Genomic DNA, 22,042 nt, shown 5'->3' with positions numbered 1-22,042 from the left:
CCATGGCCGGAGTTGACGCCGAGCGCATCCAGCGCGCGGTGCTCGAGATCCTGCTCGCGATCGGTGAAGACCCGACGCGACCGGGTCTCGAGCGCACGCCGCAGCGCGTCGCCGAGGCCTACGCCGACTTCTTCGGCGGACTCGACGTCGATCCGCTCAGTCACCTCGCCGACACGGTGCCGATCGGAGCGACGGATGCCGGTGTGCCCGCGACGAGCGACGCGGTGATCCTTCGCGACCTCGCGTTCCGTTCGGTGTGCGAACATCACCTCCTGCCGTTCGTCGGCACGGCGCACGTGGCCTACCTGCCCGGCGACCGGGTCGTGGGGCTCGGCCGGATCCCTGCGGTCGTCGACACGCTCGCCCGCCGGCCGCAGCTGCAGGAACGTCTCGCCGAGGAGATCGCCGACACCCTCGTCGCCGGGCTCGACCCGAAGGGCGTCCTCGTCGTGCTCGACGCGCAGCACCGCTGCGTCACGACCCGGGGCTCGCGCCAGGAGCGGAGCTCGACCGTCACGATCGCGAGTCGCGGGGCACTGTCGGAACCGGTCGCGCGCAGCGAGATCATCACCCTGATCGGGGCTCAGGCCCATGCCTGAACGCACTCTCGTGATGGGTGTGGTGAACGTCACGCCCGACTCGTTCAGTGACGGCGGGCAGTGGTTCGACGCCGAAGCGGCCATTGCCCACGGTCTCGCGCTCGTCGCCGATGGCGCCGACATCGTCGACGTCGGCGGCGAGTCGACACGGCCCGGCGCGGCCCGCGTCGAGCCCGCGGAAGAGCTGCGGCGGGTGGTGCCGGTCATCCGGGAACTCGCCGGCCGCGGCATCCGGGTGAGCGTCGACACGATGCGAGCGGCCACCGCGCAGGCGGCCGTCGAGGTCGGCGCCGAGATCATCAACGACGTCTCGGCCGGGCTCGCCGATGCGGCGATGGGGTCGATCGCCGCCGAGACGGGGGCGCACTACGTCGCCATGCACTGGCGCGGTCACTCCGACCGCATGGACTCGCTCGCCGAGTACGACGATGTCGCCGCCGAGGTGCGCGACGAGCTCGCCCAACGGGTCGACGACCTCGTCGCCGCCGGCGTCGCGCCCGAGAAGCTCATCCTCGACCCCGGCCTCGGCTTCGCCAAGCGCGGCGAGCAGAACTGGCAATTGCTCGGGCGCCTCGATGTGCTCGCGGGCCTCGGCCTGCCCATGCTCGTCGGTGCCTCGCGCAAACGCTTCCTCGGAGCGATGCTGCCCGCCGAGGCATCCGTCGCCGATCGCGACCTGCCGACCGCGGTCGTCAGCGTGCTGTCCGCGCAGGCGGGTGCTTGGGGCGTGCGAGTTCACGACGTGCGAGGCACGCGTCGCGCCCTCGACGTGCTCGGCGCATGGCAGAGTGGACGACGTGGCTGAACTGCGCGAACGCGACCGGGGCGATCGCATCTCCCTGACCGGGCTTCGCGTGCGCGCGCACCACGGGGTGTTCGAGTTCGAACGGGTCGACGGCCAGGAGTTCGTGATCGACGTGTCGGTCGCGGTCGACCTGGCCGCCGCGGCATCCACCGACGACCTCGCCCGCACCGTGCACTACGGGGAGCTCGCCGAGGCGGTCGTCGCCGCCGTCGAACGCGATCCGGTCGACCTGATCGAGACGGTCGCCGAGCGCGTCGCCGCCGTTGCACTCGGCTTCGCGGCGGTCGACGAGGTCGAGGTCACCGTGCACAAGCCGCAGGCGCCCATCAGCGTTCCCTTCGCCGACGTCGCCGTCACCATCGTGCGGAGTCGCGAGTGACCCGCGCCGTGATCGCCTTCGGGGCGAACCTCGGCGACCGTGAGGCGACGATCGCCGTCGCAGTGCGCGAGCTCGCCGAGACCGTCGGGCTCGAGCTCGTGGCCGTGTCGCCCGTGTACGAGACGCCCGCGATCAAAGATGCCGGCGTCGACCGCGACGCGCCCCGGTACATCAACGGCGTGGTCGTCGTCGACACCCGGCTCGACCCGCACGCGTTGCTCGACGTGCTGCAGCGCATCGAGCAGGAGCACGGCCGGGTGCGCAGCGAGCACTGGGGCGACCGCACGCTCGACCTCGATCTCATCGACGTGGGCGGTGCCGAGCTCGCCGACGAACGACTCGTGCTGCCGCATCCGCGAGCGTGGCAGCGGGCGTTCGTGCTCCAGCCGTGGCTCGACGTCGAACCCGACGCCGTTCTGCCGGGTCGCGGGCCCATCGCCGTGCTTCGCGCGGCGGCAGACGACGAGGTGGTGCGCCGATGAAGCGCACTCATGCCTCGATCGTCATCGCCTTCGTGCTCGCGGGGCTCGTCGCCGGGTACCTGATCGATCTCGCGATCGTCTCGAACGGATCGAAGGCGATCGTGCCGCCGATCTCGCTGCCGATCACGCTCGCGGGGGTCGCAGTGCTCGTGGTGGCCTTCGCCTGGCCCGTGCGCCGTGCAGTGAAGGGCAAGGCGACGAAGCACCTCGACCCGTTCCGCGCCATGCGCACCGCCGTGCTCGCCAAGGCGTGCAGCCTGAGTGGATCGCTCATCCTCGGATTCGGTCTCGGCATCGCCCTCTTCCTGCTCACCCGCAGCGTCGTGCCGACCGCCGGCACCATCTGGCTCGCTTTCGGCACGGCGATCGGCGCGGGGCTCCTGCTGGCCGGTGGCCTCATCGCCGAGTACTTCTGCACGCTTCCGCCCGACGACACCGACACCGAGAAAGAAGAGCACGCGCATGCCTGAGTCGCCCGGCCTCCCGCCAGCAGAGACGGTGCCCGCCGAGCCGGAGAACGCCGCGGCATCCGACACCGGCTGGCAGCGCGTCTCGCCGAAGTACATCGTCGTCGAGGTGATCGGCTCGATCATCGGCATGATCGTGTTCGTCGGCGCCGCACTGCTGGCCCACTTCCTCTGGGAATGGGAATGGGCGATCTGGGTTGCGATCGCCATCGCCGTGCTCTCGCTGATCGCGATCGCGTTCGAGCCGCGCCGGGTACGGTCGATCCAGTACCGCCTGCGCGCCGACGACCTGCTGTTCCGCCGCGGCATCATGTTCCAGCGCCAGGTGGCGGTGCCTTACGGGCGCATGCAACTCGTCGACATCACGCGTGGTCCGGTCGCCCGTTCTCTCGGGCTCGCCGACCTCAAGTTCGTGACCGCGGCCGCAGCGACCGCGGTCACGGTGCCCGGACTGCCGATGGCGGAGGCCGACCGGTTGCGCGACGAGCTCGTCGCCCTCGCCGAGTCGCGCCGGGCGGGGCTGTGAGCCGAGTCGAGCGCCCGCAGGGGGTGGTGAACCTCGCCGACGGCGACTGGCACCGCCTCCACCCCGCGAGCCCGCTGCTGCGCGGCGGACTCGTGTTCATCGCCGTGCTCGGGTTCGTGATCGCGAACCTCCGCGAGCGGGTCATCGAGGTCTTCCTCACGATCTTCGCGCCCGGCACGGGCGAGCAGATCGACGACGGCTACAGCACATGGCGGAACGACTGGGCGAACGACCCGGTGGGCGGCATCGTGTCGAAGGGCCTCGTCGGCTGGGCCGTGCTCGGGCTCGCGGTCGCCATCATCGCGGTCATCGTCGGGTTCTGGCTGTCCTGGCGCATGCACACGTTCCGGGTGACGCACGAAGCGGTCGAGGTGCGCAGCGGCATCCTCTTCCGCTCGCACCGCAGTGCGCGACTCGACCGCATTCAGGGCATCAACGTCAACCGGCCCCTCTTCGCGCGGCTCTTCGGCACCGCGAAACTCGAGGTCTCGGTCGCGGGCCAGTCGGCGAACGTGCAGCTCGCCTACCTGGGTTCGTCGCTCGCCGACGCCCTCCGCGCCGACATCCTGCGCCTGGCCTCCGGTGCGCGCGCGGAGCGTCAGCAGAGCGCCGAGCCACCGGTGAGTGCGGCAGCGGGTGCCGCACTCGGCACGGTCGCTTCGGCCGAGCCGGAGGCGGGCGCGAGTTCCCACGGCGTGGCCGGCGCACCCCACGAGGGTGCGTTCGCGTCGGACGCTGCAGGGGCGCGAACGCCGGTCACCGCGCGTGCCGGAGCGCTCGTCACCCAGCGGGTCGACGAGTTCCTCGCGCCCGAGCTCGACCCCACCCTGGCTCCGCCCGAGTCGATCGTGCACCTGCCGCTCGGCCGGGTGATCGGCTCGACCCTGCTCGGTGGCTCGACCATGTGGGCGCTCATCCTCGCCGCGATCATCGTCATCGGGGTCACGACCGGCCAGATGTGGGTGCTCTTCAGCTTCGTACCGGCGGCGATCGGTCTCGTGAGCTACGTGTGGTCGCGCATCACGAAGTCGCTGCGCTACTCGATCGCGGGCACCCCCGACGGCGTGCGCATCGGTCACGGCCTGCTCTCCACCGCCAACCAGACGATTCCGCCGGGCCGGATCCACGCGATCGAGGCCACCCAGTGGGTCTTCTGGCGGCCGTTCGGCTGGTGGTCGGTGCGCATCAACGTCGCCGGGCAGTCGATCTCCGCCTCGGGCGAGGCCGCGCAGCGCACCATCGTGCTGCCGGTCGGCACCACGGCCGACGTGCACCGCGTGCTCGCGCTCCTGCTGCCGGATGTCGCGGCCGACATCGAGCCGCTGGTCGACACGGGCCTCGTCGGACGCGGCGCGGCGGGCGGGTTCTCGACGACGCCGAAGCGCGCCGCCTGGCTGCGACCGTTCTCGTGGCGACGCATCGGCCTGGCCACCGCCTCGGGTGTCGCCGTCGCGAGGCGCGGCGCGCTCGTGCGCAGCCTCAGTCTCGTGCCGCTTGCCCGCATGCAGTCGCTCGCGGTGTCGGTCGGTCCGATCGAGCGCTGGCTTCGTCTCGCGACCCTGCGCCTGCACACCGTGGCCGGCCCGGTCACGGTGTCGCTGCCCGTGGCCGATCGTTCCGATGCCTTCGGCCTCTTCGAGCGCCTGTCGCGTGAGGCGGTCGAGCGCGCAGCGAGCGACACTTCGCATCACTGGGGCGCCGCGCTCGAGTCGCGCGACGTCGTGACCGCCCGTGTGACGACCGGCGAGACTGCCGGTGCATCCGGTATCGACCGCGTGCCCGACGTCGCGGCGGCGGAGCCGCACGTGCCCACGGCACCCGCCGAACCGATCGACGAGCCGGGTCCCCGCCATGCCGGCTGAGCGCCCCGGCCGGCTGGGCGTCGGCACCATCGGCGCCGGGCGCGTCGGTGCCGTGCTCGCCTCGGCCCTCGCGGGCGCCGGCCACGCGCTCACGGGCATCTCGGCGGTCTCCGACGCGAGCCGTGAACGGGCGGCCGCGATGCTCCCCTCGGTGCCGGTGCTCGCGATCCCCGACGTCATCGAGCGCAGCGAACTCGTGCTGCTCGCGGTGCCCGAGGCCGAGCTCGGGCCACTCGTCGCCGGACTCGCCGACGCCGGCGTCTGGCAGCCCGGGCAGCTCGTGCTGCACACCGTCGCGCGGTTCGGCACCGGCGCCCTCGACCCGGCTCGGGCCGCCGGCGCGATTCCGCTCGCCGTGCACCCGGCGATGAGCTTCACGGGCACGAGCATCGACCTTGCACGGCTTCCCGGAACGTGGTTCGCTGTCACCGCGCCGGCGCCCGTGCTGCCGATCGGGCAGGCGCTCGTCGTCGAGATGGGCGGCGAGCCGTTCGTCGTGGCCGAGGTCGATCGTGCCGCCTACGGCGAGGCGATCGACACGGCCGTCTCCTTCTCGAGCGCGATCGTCGATCAGGCGAGCGGCCTGCTCGACGGCATCGGCGTCGGCCGGCCGGGCGCCGTGCTCGCGCCGCTCGTGCGCTCCACCGTCGAGAACGCGCTCGCCCGACACGACAGCGGCGCGTACGCCGAGGGCGCCGATACGATCGACGAGGCCGGATCCGATTGGCCACTGGGGGGTGGCGCGTGATCGAGGTCGCCGACGGCACCCGGGTGGTGCCGACGATCGCCGAACTGCGCGGGCTCCTCGACGAGCGGCGTGCGGCCGGGGCATCCGTCGCCCTCGTGCCCACCATGGGTGCGCTGCATGACGGCCACCTCGCACTCGTCGCGCGCGCTCGCGAACTCGCCGACGTCGTCGTGGTGTCGATCTTCGTGAACCCGCTCCAGTTCGGCCCCGGCGAAGACCTCGACCGCTATCCGCGCACCCTCGAAGCGGATGTCGCGGCGCTCGAGGGCCTCGGCGTCGAGTTCGTCTTCGCGCCGACGGCGTCCGAGATGTATCCGCACGGCGAGGCGGGCACGAAGCTCACCGCCGGCCGGGTCGGCTCGCTCTACGAGGGCGCATCCCGTCCGGGGCACTTCGACGGCATGCTCACCGTGGTCGCCAAGCTGCTGAACATCGCCTGCCCCGATGCCGCGGTCTTCGGCCAGAAGGATGCGCAGCAGGTCTTCCTCGTGCGCCGCATGGTGCGCGACCTCGACGTGCCGACGGTGATCGACGTGGTGTCCACGGTGCGCGAGGCCGACGGTCTCGCGCTCTCCAGCCGCAACCGCTACCTCGACCCTGCACATCGCGACGCCGCGCTGACGCTGTCGGAGGCGTTGCGAGCAGCGGATGCCGCGGCGCCCGACGGTCTGGCCGAGGTGCTCGCCGAGGGGGCTGCCGCATTCGGCGACCACGACGAGGTCACCCTCGACTACCTCGTGGTCGTCGACCCCGAGACGTTCCTGCCCGTCGCCGACGACGCGCGGGGTGCAGCCGTGGTGCTCGTCGCGGCACGCGTCGGCGCCACCCGTCTCATCGACAACGCCGCCATCGCGCTCGGCTGAGCCGGGCGGGCGCCCAGGAGCGCCCAAGTAGGCTGGTGCAGCACCTGTTCGCGCAACGAGAGAGAACGATGGCCGAGAACCAGACGGACGCCACGCCCGAGCCCACTGCCGAAGAGATCAGCGCCGCTGAGATCTCCGAGCAGAAGGCCGTGCGTCTCGCCAAGCGCGAGCGGCTGATCGCGGCATCCGATGACCCCGCCTTCGGTGCGTACCCCGTGCGGTTGCCGATCACGGTGACGATCTCCGAGGTGCGTGACCGCTTCGTGGGGCTCGGCGTCGACGAGGCGAGTGGCGAGCAGGTCGGTCTTGCCGGCCGGGTCGTGCACTCTCGCAACACGGGCAAGCTGTGCTTCGCCACGCTGCAGTCGGGCGACGGCAGCCGAATCCAGGCGATGGTCTCCCTCGCCGAGGTGGGCGAGGAGTCCCTCGCCGAGTGGAAGGAGCTCGTCGACCTCGGCGATCACGTCTTCGTCGGCGGCGAGGTCATCACGAGCCGACGCGGCGAGCTGTCCATCATGGTGAAGGAGTGGCGCATCGCCTCGAAGGCGATCCTGCCGCTGCCGAACCTGCACAACGAGCTCTCCGAAGAGATGCGCGTGCGCAGCCGCTACCTCGACCTCATCTCGCGTGAGCAGGCGCGCAAGAACGTCATCGACCGGGCGAAGGTCAACGCGAGCCTCCGGCGCACCTTCGACGGTCTCGGCTTCATCGAGGTCGAGACGCCGATGCTGCAGGTCATGCACGGCGGGGCATCCGCTCGACCGTTCGTGACGCAGTCGAACGCCTTCGACACCGAGCTGTACCTGCGCATCGCGCCCGAGCTGTACCTGAAGCGCGCCGTCGTCGGCGGCATCGAGCGCGTGTACGAGATCAATCGCAACTTCCGCAACGAGGGAGCCGACTCGACGCACTCGCCCGAGTTCGCGATGCTCGAGGCCTACGAAGCGTACGGCGACTACAACACCATCGCCGACCTCACGCAGCAGCTCATTCAGGATGCCGCGATCGCGACGTCGGGCTCGCACGTCGTGACCTGGGCCGACGGCACCGACTTCGACCTCGGCGGCGACTGGGCGCGCATCTCGATGTACGACTCGCTGTCGGAGGCGATCGGCGAGACGATCACGTCGTCGACGCCGGTCGAGCGCCTGAAGCAGCTCGCCGACGACGCCGGTGTCGAGGTCGATCACCCGCTGCCCGGCAAGTACGTCGAAGAGCTCTGGGAGCACCACGTGAAGTCGGGTCTCGTGCGCCCGACGTTCGTCATGGACTTCCCGCTCGACACCTCTCCGCTCGTGCGCGAGCACCGCTCGATCCCGGGCGTCGTCGAGAAGTGGGACCTCTACATCCGCGGTTTCGAACTCGCCACCGGCTACTCCGAGCTCGTCGACCCGGTCGTGCAACGCGAGCGCTTCGTCGAGCAGGCGAAGCTCGCGGCAGGCGGCGACCCCGAGGCCATGCGCCTCGACGAGGAGTTCCTGCGCGCCCTCGAGTTCGGCATGCCGCCGTCTGGTGGCATGGGCATGGGCATCGACCGCCTGTTGATGGCACTCACCGGTCTCGGCATTCGCGAGACGATCCTCTTCCCACTGGTCAAATGAGCGGATGCCTCGCGTGAACGACTATCTCCCCAAGTCCGAGCTCGACCCCGAGCGCGATCCGAAGCGCCCGTCGAACATGCGCCTCGGCATCTGGATCGTGGTCGGCGCGATCGGGCTCTACCTGCTCGGTTCCGGCGTCTGGGGCATCCTCACCGCAGGCTGATCCCCCTTTGGGGGGCAGCGGTTCCATCACGATTCGGTAACGGGCTGGCGTCCCCCGAATCGTGGCGTCGCGCGCGCGCTCCGCGTGGTGGACCGCCGTCGCGTGTTCGGAGCGAATTCGTGCGTGTCCCCCATTTCGCGAGTCGGGCCTCCCTGCGTCAATTGTGAGAGCGCTCTCACCCCTGAGTTCCGGGGATTTCGGCCGTTTCGAGGACTTCTCAACTCGGATAACCTCCGGATCATGTGGCCGCAGAACCACAACCCGAGGTGACTGCGAATCCGAACACATAAAGGGGTTCAACGTGTTTTCACGACGCCAGCGCACTGCGCTGCTCGCTGCCGGTGCTCTCGTCGCCGGCCTGTTCGCACCGGTCGCCCTGGCGGCACCGGCCTACGCGGACCCGGTCTGCGATCTCGGTGACTTCGAAATCGACGGCAACCTGACCGAGCAAGACTGTCCGCCCGGCTTCGATGACTGGGACACTCCCGGCATCGGGTTCAACAGCACCGAGCAGGGCGGCACCTACAGCGCCAGCTCGAAGGACGTCGATGACCCGTCCACCTGGACCTCCGCCGGCTCCACGCCCGACAAGGCCGACTTCTCCAAGGTCTACACCTTGGCGCGCGTCGTCGACGGCCACTACTACCTCTACGTCGCATGGGATCGCACCGGCGACAGTGGCACGGGCAAGTACGCGATCGACCTGTCGTACGCGGGCACGAACGTCGCGCCCGACGGCACGCCGCAGCCGCTCCACGACGAGGGTGGCGTGGTCGCATACATCGACATGAACGGCGGCGATCCGCCCCTGCTCGGGCAGCTCTGCGAGTACGCCGACCAGGCCAGCTATCCCGACGACGTGAACTCCGACGCCGGTTGCACGACCGACACCTCGGGATTCGCGAGCGCCATCAGTGAGAGCGGCACCTTCTTCGAGGTCGGCTTCGACCTCACCGAACTCACCGGCATCGAGCCGGGCTGCCCGCCCACCGAAGACGCGGCGACCGTGTACATGCGGTCGATCACGGGCGGCAGCGCTGCGGGCAACCTGAAGGCGTACGTCGCGCCGCTCACGGTGACGCCCCCGTCGACCTGCGGCTACCTCAACGTGACCAAGGAGTCGCTGAACGACCTGGCCGACCCCAGCGGCACGGTGTTCGACTACACCGTGACGGGCGGCGAAGTGCCGATCGACGGCGACCTCGTCATCGATGAGACCGATTCGTACTTCGACGTCGAACCCGGCGAGGCCTTCTCACTCGACGAGGTCATCCCCGACGGTGCCCCGTGGTCGCTCTACTCGATCGTCTGCACGCAGGACGGCACCGAGTACGTGCTCTACGAGAACGGCGCCGCCACCGGAACCACCTTCCCGGTCGTCACCCTGGAGACCACCGACTGCGTGATCACCAACGCGACCTCGTGGGTGACGGTCGAGAAGCAGACCCTTCCGGATGCCTCGGCGCGGCTGTTCGACTTCACCATCGGCGGCGCGGGCTTCGATCTCGTCGACGGCGAATCGGAGACGTTCCAGTTCGCTCCCGGAACCGAGGTGGACATCACCGAGACCGTGCCGGAAGGCTGGGACCTCGTCGACGTGACGTGCGACACCGAAGAGGTCGCGATCGAAGACGGCGCGACCGTCACGACGATCGCGGGCGCCACGGTCAGCTGCGTGTTCACCAACGAGCAGCAGGGCACGATCATCATCAACAAGCTCGTCGAGGGCGTCGACGACGCCGTGTTCGAGTTCTCGAGCGATGCACTCGGCGACTTCTCGATCGAGACGGTCGACGGCTTCGGAACCCAGACGTTCAGTGAGCTCGTTCCCGGGGCCTACGACGTGAGCGAAGACCCGATCACGGGCTACGACACGACGAACCTCGTCTGCGTCGATCCCGACAGCGGCACCCTCGTCGACTTCGAGGACTTCTCGGCTGCGATCGACCTCGACGCCGGCGAGACCGTGGAGTGCACGTTCACGAACACCCAGCGCGGCCTCATCTTCGTCGACAAGGAGACGCTGCCCGACGAGTTCGACAAGGACTTCGAGTTCGTCTTCGGCGACGGTGAAGAGACCGTCGACTTCACCCTCAACGACTCGACTGACTCCGAGGACGCCTTCTGGAGTTCGGGATTCATCGTGCCCGGCACGTACACGGTCGACGAGCTGCTGCCCGCCGGCTGGACGCTCGACGACATCTCGTGCGGCGTGGTCGAGGGCAACGGCACCACGATCGAACTCGGGGCAGGCGAGGTCGTGAGCTGCGTGTTCACGAACGCGGCGAACCCGGGAACCGTCACGGTGAAGAAGTCCACGGTGGGCGGCAACGGCACCTTCGGATTCGTGCTCACGCAGCTCGGCTCCGACGACGACCCGCGCACCCGTGAGATCACCACGGTCAGCGGCAGCGGCACTGCGGTCTTCGAGCTCGTCGATGTGGGTCACCGCTACTCGATCACGGAGACGCCCGTTCAAGGCCAGTGGTCCGCAGGGCCGATGTCGTGCGAGGTCACCCCGGCCGGCGGCGGTGAACCCGTCGTGATCGATGCAGCCGACTTCGAGGTGGCGCCCGGCGACGACATCGCGTGCGCCATCACGAACACGCTTCGGCCGCCGATGGCCGTCACGGGTGTCGACCTGGCCGCGGGAGTCGGAGTGGCGATGTTCGCCCTCCTCGCCGGAGGCCTACTGTTCCTCGTGCGTCGTCGAAGCCTCGGCGGCGAATGAGTTGAACGCGGCGCGGGGTCCGGTACGGGTAGCCGGACCCCGTCGCTCGCTGCCCGCGTTGTTCGCTGAGCAATACCTCTGATCGGAAGCCGATGAGCGGAATCCGAGGATTGCCCCGTATTCTGGTGCTCTATGGACGATTTCTGGGCGAATGCGATCTGGTCGCTTGCGCCGACCGTGCTCATCGGGCTCATCTTCTGGTTCGTGATGCGCGCGATCATCCACTCCGATCGCAATGAGCGCAAGGCGTACGCCCGCATCGAGGCGGAGGAGCGGGCGAAGCTCGCCCGGCACCGACCGGCAGCCTGACCGGCATGGATGCTGAGCAGACGGCGCTCCTCGTCGCCGGCATCCTCATCGTCGTCGATCTCATCGTGCGCGTCACCGCGATCATCGTGGTGCCCCGCAACCGTCGTCCGACCGCGGGCATGGCGTGGCTGCTCACGATCTTCTTCCTCCCGTACATCGGGGTGCTGTTCTTCCTGCTCATCGGCAACCCGAAGCTGCCGAGGCATCGGCGCCGCAAGCAGGCCGAGGTCGATCGATACATCCGCGAGTCGACGCACGGCGTCGAGCGGGTCAGCGATCCCGGTCACTGGCCGGCGTGGTTCGAGGGTGTCGTGCGGCTCAACCGGAACCTCGGCTCGATGCCCCTCATCGGCTCCAACAGCGCGAGCCTCATCGGCGACTACCAGGGATCGCTCGATGCGATGACCGACGCGGTGCGCGACGCGAAACGGTACGTGCACGTGGAGTTCTACATCCTCGCCCTCGATGCCACGACGGCGCCGTTCTTCGATGCGCTCGGAGACGCGGTCGCACGAGGCGTCGATGTGCGCGTGCTGCTCGACCACGTCGCGTCCTTCAGGGTGAAGGGCTATCGCAAGACCCTGAAGCGCATGACCGCGATGGGCGCGAACTGGCAACTCATGCTTCCGGTGCAGCCCCTGAAGGGCAAGTACCAGCGTCCAGACCTCCGCAACCACCGCAAGATCCTCGTGGTCGACGGCGAGGTGGGCTTCATGGGCTCGCAGAACGTCATCGACCGCAGCTACAACAAGCGCAGCAACATCCGTCGCGGCCTGAAGTGGAAAGAACTCGTGACCCGCGTCGAAGGGCCGATCGTCGCGGGGCTCGATGCCATCTTCGCCACCGACTGGTATCTCGAGACGGGTGAGGAGCCGGTGCGCGACCTCGCCGCCTCGCTCGACCAGCCGGCCGAGGCGCAAGACCTCGACTGCCAGGTCGTGCCGAGCGGCCCCGGGTTCCCGAACGAGAACAACCTGAAGCTCTTCCTCGCGCTGCTCTACGCGGCCGAAGAGCGCATCATCATCACGAGCCCGTACTTCGTACCCGATGAGGCGATGCTGCGTGCGATCAGCGGGGCGACCCAGCGCGGCATCCACGTCGAGCTCTTCGTCTCGGAGATCGGCGACCAGGCGCTCGTCTACCACGCGCAACGCTCCTACTACGAGGCGCTCCTGCGCGGCGGAGTGAAGATCTACATGTACAAGGCGCCGTACATCCTGCACTCCAAGCACTTCACGATCGACGACGATGTCGCCGTCATCGGCTCGAGCAACATGGACATCCGCTCGTTCGAGCTCAACATGGAGGTGTCGCTGCTCGTGCGCGGGGCGTCGTTCGTGCGCGAGATGCGCGCGGTCGAAGACGGCTATCGGCGTGACAGCCGCGAGCTCACGCTCGACGACTGGATGCAGCAGCCGCTGCGTTCGACGGTGCTCGACAACCTCGCCCGGCTCACCTCGGCGCTGCAGTAGTCGGCACTCAACGCCGAGGTTTCAGCCGTACGGTGGGCAGTTCTGGTGCGGGCAGCGGTGTGCCGTCGTAGCCCGCGACGGTGCCGAAGCGACCGTCGGGGTTGTCTCGGGCGATCACGTCGGCCTGCCATTGCCGGCGGAACTCGACGATCTCGTCGTGGGTGCGGCCGATGAAGTTCCACCACATCACGAGCTCTTCGCCGAACGGCACGCCGCCGAGGAGGATCACGCGCACGGGCTGCGCCTCGGCACTGAGCCGGATGCGGCGACGACCGGCTTCGAGATAGGCGAGCTCGCTCCACGCGGCAGTCGTCGAGACGGTGTCGGTCGCGAACTCGCCGGTCGCGGCATCCGTGGCGCTGATCTCGACCGGACCGGAGTCGACGAGCACGCCGTGCTCGAACGCGGAGTCGAGCTCGAGCTCGACCGTGCCGAACGGCGGCAGGTCGAGCTGCGCGCCGAGCAGCGGTGAGAAGACGGTGACGGATGCCTCGGGCGCGACGCCGCCCGGGAGGGCGCCGACGAACACCCGGACGGTGGCGTCGCCCACGATGACCGGTTCGGCGTCGGCGTGCTCGAAGAACGGACCGACGTGCCGCGAGGCATCGGGAAGTGCGACCCACAATTGCACCCCGTGCAGCCGCGTCGTCGCGGGCGTCGACACCTCGGAGTGCGAGATGCCGCGACCGGCGGTCATGAGGTTGACGGCGCCGGGCCGCACGAGGGCATGGCTGCCTGCGGAGTCGCGGTGCTCGATCTCGCCCTCGAAGAGCCAGCTGACCGTCTGGAGGCCGGTGTGCGGATGCGGCGGCACCACCATGCCGGCGGTGACCTGTACCTCGTCGGGGCCGTAGTGGTCGGCGAAGCACCAGGCGCCGATCGTGGTGCGGCCGCGCTGGGGGAGGGTGCGCCGCACGTTCATCGCACGAGGGCCGCCGAGGGGTACGTCGCGGGGTGCGAGCACCTGCACGACCGGCCCGCTCGGGGCCTCTGGCGGGCAGAGCAGCTCGACCGGGTCGCGTTCCAGGTTGCTCATGTCGGCAGCCTACCCGCGCGCGGCGACACCGCGGCAGGGGTCGTACCGGCGACGATCGTCGAGTGAAGCGGTCGGCTGGACCGGCCGATCCGCCCCGAGCCGATAGCATGTCCGCATGGCTTCCTCTGTGCGCTTCCGTCGTGCCGGTCTCGCGACCGCGGCCCTGGCATCCGTCTTCCTGCTCGCGGCCTGCGCGCCGCCGACGTCTCCGGCAGAAGAGTACTCGGGCGCGCCCGTCTCCGACCACGCCGGCGACGCCGACGGCGAGCACGAGGGCGAAGAGCACGTCGAGGGCGAGCCGCAGGCGGCCTGGCTCGGCCAGGGCGGCCAGCTCGCGGTGACGGTCTCGGGCAGCTCCACGTGCCCAGAGGTCGGCACGAACATCCGCGTCATCGACAAGGCGGGTGAGGGCAACCGAGTTGCCATCGACCTCGCCGAGCACCCCGAAAACCAGATCTGCACCATGGACCTCGTGCCGCACACCACCGTCTTCTGGACGCCCATGACGGTGACGACGACCGAACCGCTCATCGTCGAGGTCGCCGGCACCGAGGTCGAGGTTCCGGTCAAGTAGCGCTCGCTGCTCGCTGCCGGCACCGCCCTCGTTCGCCCGATCACCGCTCGCGGCGCATCACGAGCAGCTCGCCGACCTCGCAGTCGAGCACCTCGCACACGGCCTGCAGGGTCGAGAAGCGGATGGCGCGTGCCCGGTCGTTCTTCAGCACGCTGAGGTTCACCACGCTCACGCCGACGAGCTCGGCGAGCCGCGTGAGCGTCATGCCGCGTGCTTCGAGCAGCTCGTCGAGGCGGCAGTGGATGTCGGATGCCTCGTCGGGCTCGGCGGGCGCCATCAGACGAGACCGTCGGTATCACGCTGCAGGCGCTCGCCGACCGCGAACACGGTCGCGGCCGTCGCTGCGATGAATGTCAGGAGGATGAGCGGGAACGGTTCGACGGCGAGGATGACGTTGTCGAAGGTTCGCTCGCTGAGCACGGCGAAGGCGCCGTTCGCCGCCATGTTGCCGAGGAACGGCACTATGAAGTAGCCGACGATCCCGGTGAATCCTGCAGTGGTGACGAGCACGGTGTTGGTACGGCTGAAGACGACGCTGCGGCTGACGTTGCGGGCGAGCCACACGAGGCAGACGACGACTCCGACGACGGCGATGGCGACGACGGCCTGCTGGATGACGAGCGCCCAGAGCGACGCTCCGGGAAGGGCTGGAGCGGTGATGATCGCACGGTCGATCTCGATCGCGACGGGGGCGCCGTCGACGCCGATCGGGGCGTCGGCCATCGTGCCCGAGAACTCGGCCAGCACCGGCACGTCGCGATTCGGCAGTACCTCGATGATGCGGGCGACCGCCGACCAGACCGCCCAGATCGCGATGCCGACGCCGGCGGCCATGAAGATCCACAGCGCGACGGCGTCGCTGCGCTTGACGACGGGGGTGAATGTGGTGGTGGTGCTGGTGCTCATGTTTCTCCCTAACGAATATCGATAACAACGATAAACGATACGGTACCTCCAAGAAGGTCCGAGGTCAACGCACGGGCGTGATTAGGTCACAGTTCGATAACGGCTGAGGGTTCAGGCTTGCAATGACGAAGCCAATCCCTCGCGCCTCGAGCGGCACGGTTCCGTGTACTTCCGGGGTTCCGCGGTCGGATCAGGCTGTTTGCCGCGCCTTCAGGCGGGTGGGTCTCGAGGGCGAAGTGCGACTGGCCCCCGTTTGGGGCCATGTTCATGACGAAACCTCAGGACTAACGTTCGTGCTACGTGCCGCTGCCCAACCCGAGGGCGGTGGACCCGACACGTAAGGAACCCGACCCGTGCTCTCACGCAAGGGCGGCGTTGTCGTCGCCATTTCCGCATTGTTGACCGCTTTTCTCAGCCCGATCGTCCTCGCCTCTCCGGCCGCAGCCGCTCCCGACTGCGACCTCGGCGGCTTCGAGATCGACGGCGATACGCCAGTCAACTGTCCACCCGGCGTGCTCGATTGGGACAACGTCGACTTCGACAGTACGACCCAGGGCGGCACGTACAGCGCCTCGTCGAAGGATGTCGACGACCCGGCGACCTGGACCGCGGCGGGGAGTACCCCCGACAAGGCCGACTTCGCCACCGTGTACACGTACGCGCAGGTCGGCCCCGACGGGCACTACTACCTCTACGTTGCCTGGGAGCGCACCGGAGAGAGCGGCACGGGCAAGTACGCGATCGACCTCTCGTTCGCCGGCGCCAACATGGTTCCCACCGGAGCCGACGACGTTCTGACACCGCAGCCGCTCCACGGTGAGGGCGGCATCGTCGCCTACATCAACATGGACGGCGGCAACGACCCGGTGCTGGGTCAGCTCTGCCCCTACGATGACCAGGCCGATTACCCCGATGACGTGAACTCGGATCCCGGTGACTGCACGATCGACACCACCGGATTCGCGAGCGCCGTCGGCACCATCGAGATCGACGGTGAGGAAGGCAGCTTCTTCGAGGTCGGCTTCGACCTGACCGAACTCGCCGATGTCGCCCCGGGCTGCCCCCCGGTCACGGACGTCGCCACGGTCTACCTGCGTTCGATCACCGGTGGCAGCGGCGACGGCAACCTCAAGGGCTTCGTCGCGCCCCTCAGCGTCTCGCCGCCGTCCACGTGCGGCGCGCTCGAGGTGACGAAGGAGTCGCTGAACGATCTCGCCACCGACGACCCGACACTGTTCGGGTACACCGTCGACAGCACGAACTACGACGTGAGCGGCGACCTCCTCATCGACGAGACCGACACCTATACCGACGTCGACCCCGGCACCGACTTCACCCTCGTCGAGTCGATCCCCGGTGGCGCCCCGTGGACGCAGTACTCGATCGCCTGCACCGTCGGCGACGGCGACCCGATCGTGCTCGACGAACCGACCGACACGTTCCCCGTCGAGACGGGGACGACGACGTCGTGCGTCATCACCAACGCCACCTCGTTCCTCGACGTGTCGAAGATCACGAATCCCGCCGGCGCCGAGGGCGACTTCGCCTTCACGGTCAACGGCGACCCGATCGACCCGCTGAGTGACGGTGAGACCTCGCCGGCCCTGCAGTTCGCGCCGGGAACCGAGGTCACGATCGCCGAGACCCCCGACGCGCTGTGGACCCTCGCCGACATCGTGTGCACCGTCGACGGGCAGGAGATCGTACCGACGGCAGAAGACCTCGCCGCGGGCACGACCACGATCGCGACGGTCGCAGGTGAGACGGTGAACTGCGCGTACACGAACGCGACCTCGTTCGTCACCGTGAAGAAGGAGACGCTGCCTGACGGCTCCGCCGTGCAGTTCGCCTTCGAGACCACGGGTCAGGACGCCTACCTGCTGAGCGACGGGCAGAGCGCGACGTTCCAGTATGCGCCCGACTCCCTGGTCGAGATCTCGGAGACGCTCGGCGCGGACTGGGACCTCGTCGACATCACCTGCTCGACGGCCGGCGAAGAAGTCGACACCTCGGTCACCGTGACGACGGTCGCCGGCCAGACCACCGAGTGCACGTTCACGAACCGCCAAGACGGCAGGATCATCGTGCACAAGTCGGTGCTCGGTGAAGACGACGCCACCTTCACCTACCACGGCAGCTGGTTGACGCCCGACGACGAGTTCGAGATCACGACCGTGAACGGCACCGGATCGCACGACCCCTTCGAGAACGTCACGCCGGGTACGTATACCCTCACCGAGGACGAGCTCGAGGGGTACGACACGACGATGCTGGTCTGCACCGACAGCGACGAGAACGGCGAACCGACGACGGTCGATGCCCTCGAGGCCACGATTCAACTCGATCCGGGTGAGACCGTCGAGTGCACGTTCACGAACACGCAACGGGCGAAGCTGCTCGTCGACAAGGAGACCGTGCCCGACGAGTACGACCAGAACTTCGAGTTCGTCTTCAGCAACGGGGTGTTCCAGACGCCGTTCATCCTGAACGACGCCACCGACGACGAGGCGAACCCGTGGACGTCCGGGTACATCGTTCCGGGTGAATACACGGTGACCGAGACCGTTCCGCTGAACTGGAGCCTCACGGACATCAGCTGTGGCGATCGTGAGGGCACGACGACGACCATCACGCTCGTGCCCGGCCAAATCGTGAGCTGCGTGTTCACGAACACGGCGACCTCGGGTGCGGTCTCGCTCACGAAGTCGGTGACCGGCGTCGATCCCGCCTTCGAGTGGAGCTTCGACTTCGCGCTCATCGAGGAGCCCGACGGCGAGCCCGACGTGCAGACCGTCGACAATTCGGCTCTGCCCGGCAGCGCGACGGCGACCTGGGGCGACCTCAACGTCGGGTCGACCTACACGCTCGTCGAGTCCGATGTGCCTGACGGGTGGTCGGTCGGTGACATCGCCTGCACCGGCCTGGCCGACGCCGATGGGGTTGCAGACGGCTTCCAGTTCGTGGTGACGCCGGGCCTCGTGCTCGAATGCACCGTGACGAACGCGGCATCGCCGGCCGACGTCGACGTGGAGAAGACCGTGAGCGGAGTGACCGACGGCTACGCGTGGGGCTTCGACTTCACGATCGACCCGACGCCCGCCGGGCAGGACGCGACCCAGACGAGCTCTGGTGTCGGTCCTGACTCGGACGTCGTGAGCTGGACCGGTCTCACTCCCGGCGTCGTGTACACGATCACCGAGGAGCAGGTGCTCGGGTTCGCACAAGGCGACATCGTCTGCGAGACCGAGGAAGGGACGCTCGACGACCTGAACGGCGCCGAACCCGGTGTCGCGTTCATGGCCCAGGTCGGCGTCTCGATCGACTGCTTCGTGACGAACCGCGCCGTTCCCGTCGACCTCGACATCACGAAGTCCGCGGTGGGCGGCGATGGGGAGTTCACCTTCCTGCTCCAGCCGCTCGACGCGAACGGCGATCCCGTCGGCGACCCGATCGAGGAGTCCGTGACCACCGTCGGTGGAACCGGTATGGCGACCTTCGACAACCTCACACCTGGATCGCGGTTCTCGCTCGCCGAGCAGAATCCGGGCGGCGGCTGGACCGCGGGTGCGCTCACCTGCACGGTCACGCATGCCGACCAGTCGACCGAGCCGCTCGACGTCAGCGACTTCACGATCGAGCCGGGCGATTCCATCGCCTGCGAGATCGAGAACGTGGCGAAGAGCACGATCGTCATCGTGAAGGAGGTCGAGGGCGATGACACCACCTTCGACTTCACCGGCACGTGGCTCGACCCCGAGGAGTTCGAGATCACGACCGAGAGCGGCACCGGCTCGGAGACCTTCACCGAGATCGAGCCGGGCACCTACACCGTGACCGAGGTTCCCGAGGCAGGGTACGACGGAACGCTCGTCGACTGTGTCGACACGGATGCCGAGGGCGTCGTTTCCACCACGGAGGGGCTCGTCGGCACGATCAACCTCGATCCCGGTGAGACCGTCACCTGCACCTACTCCAACGTGCAGCGAGGCGAGATCCTCGTGGACAAGGAGACGATCCCCAACGAGTACGACCAGGACTTCGAGTTCGCCTTCGCCGGCGGAGGTCAGCCCGAGCAGGACTTCGTGCTGAACGACTCGAGTGACGATGAGGGCGACCCGTGGTCGTCGGGTCTCATCCCGCCCGGCACCTACACGGTCGACGAGCTCGTGCCCGAGTTCTGGGAGCTCACCGGCATCGACTGCGGTGTGCGCGACGGCGACGGCACGACGATCGAACTCGCCGCTGGCGCTGTCGTGACCTGCACGTTCACGAACACGGCTGACGTGGGGGAGGTCTCGCTCACGAAGTCCGTCGAGGGCGTGGACCCGTCATACGAGTGGAGCTTCGATTTCGAGCTGATCGAGGAGCCCGATGGCACTCCCGACCTGGAGACGGTCGACAACTCGGCCCTGCCGGGGAGCGCCACGGCGACGTGGGGCGACCTCAACGTCGGTTCGACCTACACCCTGATCGAGACGAATGTCCCCGACGGCTGGACCATCGGTGACATCGTCTGCAACGCGGGCGAGATCGAAGACGCATCGGATGACCCGGGCTTCCAGTTCGTCGTCACGCCGGGCCTCGTGCTCGAATGCGAGGTGACGAACGTCGCCGCACCGGCCGACGTGGACGTCGAGAAGACGGTGAGCGGGGTCGCTGAGGGCTTCGCCTGGGACTTCGACTTCACCATCGACCCGGTTCCGGCCGGCCAGGACGCCACCCAGACGAGCTCGGGGATCGGTCCCGACGCCGATGTCGTGAGCTGGAGCGACCTGATCCCCGGAGCGATCTACACGATCACCGAGGAAGAGGTGCCCGGTTGGGAGCAGGGTGAGATCACGTGCGAGATCGAGGGCGGCCCACTGGCCGACCTGGACGCTGAGGCACCCGGATTCCAGTTCGAGGCCGAGGTCGGTGTGTCGATCGACTGCTTCGTGACGAACCGCGCCGTGCCCGTCGACATCGACGTCACGAAGTCGGCCGTCGGCGGCGACGGCACGTTCGAGTTCGAGCTGCAGCCGCTCGATGACGCAGGGGAGCCCGTCGGCGACCCGATCGTCGAGTCGGTGACCACGGTCGGCGGATCCGGCGTCGCGATCTTCGAGAACCTGACCCCCGGGTCGCGGTTCTCACTCGCCGAGGCCGATCCCGGCAGCGGCTGGATCGCGGGCGACCTCGTCTGCACGGTCACGCATGCCGACCAGTCGACCGACCCGCTCGACGTGAGCGACTTCACGATCGAACCGGGCGACTCCATCTCGTGCGAGATCGAGAACATCGCGCGCGGCAAGATCATCATCGTGAAGAACGTGGAGGGCGCCGACTCGACATTCGAGTTCACGGGAACGTGGCTCGATCCTGAGGAGTTCGAGATCACGACGGAAGGCGGAACCGGCCAGGAGGTGTTCGAGAACGTCGATCCGGGCGACTACACGGTGACGGAATCCGACCCCGTGGGGTATGACGGAACCGACCTGATCTGCACCGAGACCCTGGTCGATGGCGAAGGCGAGCCCGGCTCGACCGTCGACGGCTTGGTCGGCACGATCGACCTCGATCCGGGTGAGACGGTGACCTGCACGTACACCAACACCGAATGGGGCGTGCTGATCGTCGACAAGACGACCATCCCGGCCGCCGATCCGCAGGAGTTCGACTTCGAATGGGCGCCGCTCGATGGCGAGCCCACGGAGTTCTCGCTCACGGACGAAGCCGACCCCTACAGCACCGGGCTCATCGAACCGGGTGACTACGCAGTGACGGAGACGAGCGACCTGCCGAGTTGGGTGCTCACCGACCTCGAGTGCGTCGGCTCCAGCGGTGAACCGGTGTACGAGGATGCCACGGCAACCGTGTTCGTGGGCTTGCAGGAGACGGTGGTCTGCTCCTTCGAGAACACGAAGCGCGGGCCGGTCGACATCGACAAGGTCGTGGACGCCGGCAGCGTCGTCGACCACGGCGACGGCACCTGGTCGATCGAGTACACCGTCACGGTGACGAGCGACTCCTACCTCGACGAGGAGTACGACCTCAGGGACAAGCTCCTCTACGGCGGCGGGATCACGCCCATCACCGCCACGGTCGAGTCGCTCGACGGCGTGACGCTGAACCACGGCTGGAACGGGGTGAGCGACATCCTGGTCGCCGAGGATGCGGTCATCCCCGCGCAGGGCACGCATCACTACCAGGTGTCGGTGCGAGCGAGGGTCGCCACGACCGTGACGGCCGCCCAGGCCGACTGCACGGTCGGCTTCGGGGAATCGGGCAGCGGCCTGCTGAACCGCGCCGAGGTCGACTTCTGGAGCGGCAGCGACGCGGCTGAGGCATGTGCCCCGGTCAAGGTCAAGAAGGCGCCGCCGATGCCGGTCACCGGCGTCACGCTCGGGGCGCTCTGGGCCGGCCTGCTGTTCGCCGGAGCGGGCGGGGTGCTGATGCTGTTGCGCCGTCGCCAGGGCGCCTAGCGCACCGGGTTGAGAGGGCCGTCGGTCGAGTTCGGACTGGCGGCCCTCTCCGCACGCC

19 protein-coding genes are annotated in these 22,042 nt (G+C 68.5%); 16 read left to right on the top strand and 3 right to left on the bottom strand.

The window, feature by feature from the left end:
* Positions 1-2 precede the first annotated feature (2 nt).
* From folE to cls, 14 genes are all read left to right on the top strand, one after another.
* Entirely contained in the window at positions 3-599 is a 597-nt protein-coding gene (folE, locus tag AC6CH0_RS01795) for a GTP cyclohydrolase I (protein WP_498097955.1), read from the top strand.
* The gene (gene folP / locus AC6CH0_RS01790) at positions 592-1,404 is read left to right on the top strand and encodes a dihydropteroate synthase (RefSeq protein ID WP_498097954.1); all 813 of its coding nucleotides are present in this window, start codon (positions 592-594) and stop codon (positions 1,402-1,404) included. Before folE ends, folP begins: the two co-directional genes overlap by 8 nt.
* The gene (gene folB, locus AC6CH0_RS01785; protein WP_498097953.1) at positions 1,397-1,783 is read left to right on the top strand and encodes a dihydroneopterin aldolase; all 387 of its coding nucleotides are present in this window, start codon (positions 1,397-1,399) and stop codon (positions 1,781-1,783) included. Before folP ends, folB begins: the two co-directional genes overlap by 8 nt.
* Complete coding sequence (gene folK, locus AC6CH0_RS01780) at positions 1,780-2,265, top strand: 2-amino-4-hydroxy-6-hydroxymethyldihydropteridine diphosphokinase (protein ID WP_498097952.1); 486 nt, start codon at positions 1,780-1,782, stop codon at positions 2,263-2,265. The genes folB and folK overlap by 4 nt, the downstream gene beginning before the upstream one ends.
* Positions 2,262-2,735 carry a DUF3180 domain-containing protein gene (locus AC6CH0_RS01775; protein WP_498097951.1) on the top strand — a complete coding sequence of 158 codons (474 nt, stop codon included), beginning with the start codon at positions 2,262-2,264 and terminating at the stop codon, positions 2,733-2,735. Before folK ends, AC6CH0_RS01775 begins: the two co-directional genes overlap by 4 nt.
* A complete protein-coding gene (locus tag AC6CH0_RS01770) occupies positions 2,728-3,258 on the top strand; it encodes a PH domain-containing protein (RefSeq protein ID WP_498097950.1) in 531 nt (176 codons plus the stop codon). Before AC6CH0_RS01775 ends, AC6CH0_RS01770 begins: the two co-directional genes overlap by 8 nt.
* Positions 3,255-5,120, top strand: coding sequence for a PH domain-containing protein (locus tag AC6CH0_RS01765; RefSeq protein WP_498097949.1), 1,866 nt, complete (start codon positions 3,255-3,257; stop codon positions 5,118-5,120). Before AC6CH0_RS01770 ends, AC6CH0_RS01765 begins: the two co-directional genes overlap by 4 nt.
* The gene (locus AC6CH0_RS01760; RefSeq protein ID WP_498097948.1) at positions 5,110-5,868 is read left to right on the top strand and encodes a Rossmann-like and DUF2520 domain-containing protein; all 759 of its coding nucleotides are present in this window, start codon (positions 5,110-5,112) and stop codon (positions 5,866-5,868) included. Before AC6CH0_RS01765 ends, AC6CH0_RS01760 begins: the two co-directional genes overlap by 11 nt.
* Positions 5,865-6,731, top strand: coding sequence for a pantoate--beta-alanine ligase (gene panC / locus AC6CH0_RS01755; RefSeq protein ID WP_498097947.1), 867 nt, complete (start codon positions 5,865-5,867; stop codon positions 6,729-6,731). The genes AC6CH0_RS01760 and panC overlap by 4 nt, the downstream gene beginning before the upstream one ends.
* 68 nt (positions 6,732-6,799) lie before the next feature.
* On the top strand, positions 6,800-8,332 hold the full coding sequence (gene lysS, locus AC6CH0_RS01750) for a lysine--tRNA ligase (RefSeq protein ID WP_498097946.1): 1,533 nt from the start codon (positions 6,800-6,802) through the stop codon (positions 8,330-8,332).
* A gap of 4 nt (positions 8,333-8,336) precedes the next feature.
* Positions 8,337-8,495 carry a hypothetical protein gene (locus AC6CH0_RS01745; RefSeq protein WP_498097945.1) on the top strand — a complete coding sequence of 53 codons (159 nt, stop codon included), beginning with the start codon at positions 8,337-8,339 and terminating at the stop codon, positions 8,493-8,495.
* 301 nt (positions 8,496-8,796) lie between these two features.
* The gene (locus AC6CH0_RS01740; protein WP_498097944.1) at positions 8,797-11,226 is read left to right on the top strand and encodes a prealbumin-like fold domain-containing protein; all 2,430 of its coding nucleotides are present in this window, start codon (positions 8,797-8,799) and stop codon (positions 11,224-11,226) included.
* Between the two features lie 132 nt (positions 11,227-11,358).
* Entirely contained in the window at positions 11,359-11,535 is a 177-nt protein-coding gene (locus tag AC6CH0_RS01735) for a hypothetical protein (RefSeq protein WP_498097943.1), read from the top strand.
* 5 nt (positions 11,536-11,540) lie between these two features.
* On the top strand, positions 11,541-13,007 hold the full coding sequence (gene cls / locus AC6CH0_RS01730) for a cardiolipin synthase (RefSeq protein ID WP_498097942.1): 1,467 nt from the start codon (positions 11,541-11,543) through the stop codon (positions 13,005-13,007).
* A 7-nt stretch (positions 13,008-13,014) separates the two neighbouring features.
* Here cls and AC6CH0_RS01725 read toward each other — a convergent pair whose 3' ends face one another.
* The gene (locus tag AC6CH0_RS01725) at positions 13,015-14,043 is read right to left on the bottom strand and encodes a pirin family protein (protein ID WP_498097941.1); all 1,029 of its coding nucleotides are present in this window, start codon (positions 14,041-14,043) and stop codon (positions 13,015-13,017) included.
* A 115-nt stretch (positions 14,044-14,158) separates the two neighbouring features.
* Here AC6CH0_RS01725 and AC6CH0_RS01720 point away from each other — a divergent pair, with 115 nt between their 5' ends.
* Positions 14,159-14,617 carry a hypothetical protein gene (locus tag AC6CH0_RS01720; protein ID WP_498097940.1) on the top strand — a complete coding sequence of 153 codons (459 nt, stop codon included), beginning with the start codon at positions 14,159-14,161 and terminating at the stop codon, positions 14,615-14,617.
* Between the two features lie 40 nt (positions 14,618-14,657).
* Here AC6CH0_RS01720 and AC6CH0_RS01715 read toward each other — a convergent pair whose 3' ends face one another.
* Positions 14,658-14,894 carry a helix-turn-helix domain-containing protein gene (locus AC6CH0_RS01715; RefSeq protein ID WP_498097939.1) on the bottom strand — a complete coding sequence of 79 codons (237 nt, stop codon included), beginning with the start codon at positions 14,892-14,894 and terminating at the stop codon, positions 14,658-14,660.
* Positions 14,894-15,523, bottom strand: coding sequence for a hypothetical protein (locus AC6CH0_RS01710; RefSeq protein WP_498097938.1), 630 nt, complete (start codon positions 15,521-15,523; stop codon positions 14,894-14,896). Before AC6CH0_RS01710 ends, AC6CH0_RS01715 begins: the two co-directional genes overlap by 1 nt.
* Positions 15,524-15,876: 353 nt before the next feature.
* Here AC6CH0_RS01710 and AC6CH0_RS01705 point away from each other — a divergent pair, with 353 nt between their 5' ends.
* Positions 15,877-21,984, top strand: coding sequence for a prealbumin-like fold domain-containing protein (locus AC6CH0_RS01705; protein WP_498097937.1), 6,108 nt, complete (start codon positions 15,877-15,879; stop codon positions 21,982-21,984).
* Positions 21,985-22,042 lie beyond the last annotated feature (58 nt).

The organism is Agromyces sp. GQ35 (assembly GCF_059758475.1).
Note: the sequence above shows the minus strand (reverse complement) of the source record. Positions and strands in the feature narration are given on the sequence as shown.

Excerpts from the sequence above, each read along its gene's own strand:
- folE (WP_498097955.1), top strand. The coding sequence starts at position 3 with ATGGCCGGAGTTGACGCCGAGCGCATCCAGCGCGCGGTGCTCGAGATC.
- folP (WP_498097954.1), top strand. The coding sequence starts at position 592 with ATGCCTGAACGCACTCTCGTGATGGGTGTGGTGAACGTCACGCCCGAC.
- AC6CH0_RS01775 (WP_498097951.1), top strand. The coding sequence starts at position 2,262 with ATGAAGCGCACTCATGCCTCGATCGTCATCGCCTTCGTGCTCGCGGGG.
- AC6CH0_RS01770 (WP_498097950.1), top strand. The coding sequence starts at position 2,728 with ATGCCTGAGTCGCCCGGCCTCCCGCCAGCAGAGACGGTGCCCGCCGAG.
- AC6CH0_RS01760 (WP_498097948.1), top strand. The coding sequence starts at position 5,110 with ATGCCGGCTGAGCGCCCCGGCCGGCTGGGCGTCGGCACCATCGGCGCC.
- lysS (WP_498097946.1), top strand. The coding sequence starts at position 6,800 with ATGGCCGAGAACCAGACGGACGCCACGCCCGAGCCCACTGCCGAAGAG.
- AC6CH0_RS01745 (WP_498097945.1), top strand. The coding sequence starts at position 8,337 with ATGCCTCGCGTGAACGACTATCTCCCCAAGTCCGAGCTCGACCCCGAG.
- AC6CH0_RS01735 (WP_498097943.1), top strand. The coding sequence starts at position 11,359 with ATGGACGATTTCTGGGCGAATGCGATCTGGTCGCTTGCGCCGACCGTG.
- cls (WP_498097942.1), top strand. The coding sequence starts at position 11,541 with ATGGATGCTGAGCAGACGGCGCTCCTCGTCGCCGGCATCCTCATCGTC.
- AC6CH0_RS01725 (WP_498097941.1), bottom strand. The coding sequence starts at position 14,043 with ATGAGCAACCTGGAACGCGACCCGGTCGAGCTGCTCTGCCCGCCAGAG.
- AC6CH0_RS01720 (WP_498097940.1), top strand. The coding sequence starts at position 14,159 with ATGGCTTCCTCTGTGCGCTTCCGTCGTGCCGGTCTCGCGACCGCGGCC.
- AC6CH0_RS01715 (WP_498097939.1), bottom strand. The coding sequence starts at position 14,894 with ATGGCGCCCGCCGAGCCCGACGAGGCATCCGACATCCACTGCCGCCTC.
- AC6CH0_RS01710 (WP_498097938.1), bottom strand. The coding sequence starts at position 15,523 with ATGAGCACCAGCACCACCACCACATTCACCCCCGTCGTCAAGCGCAGC.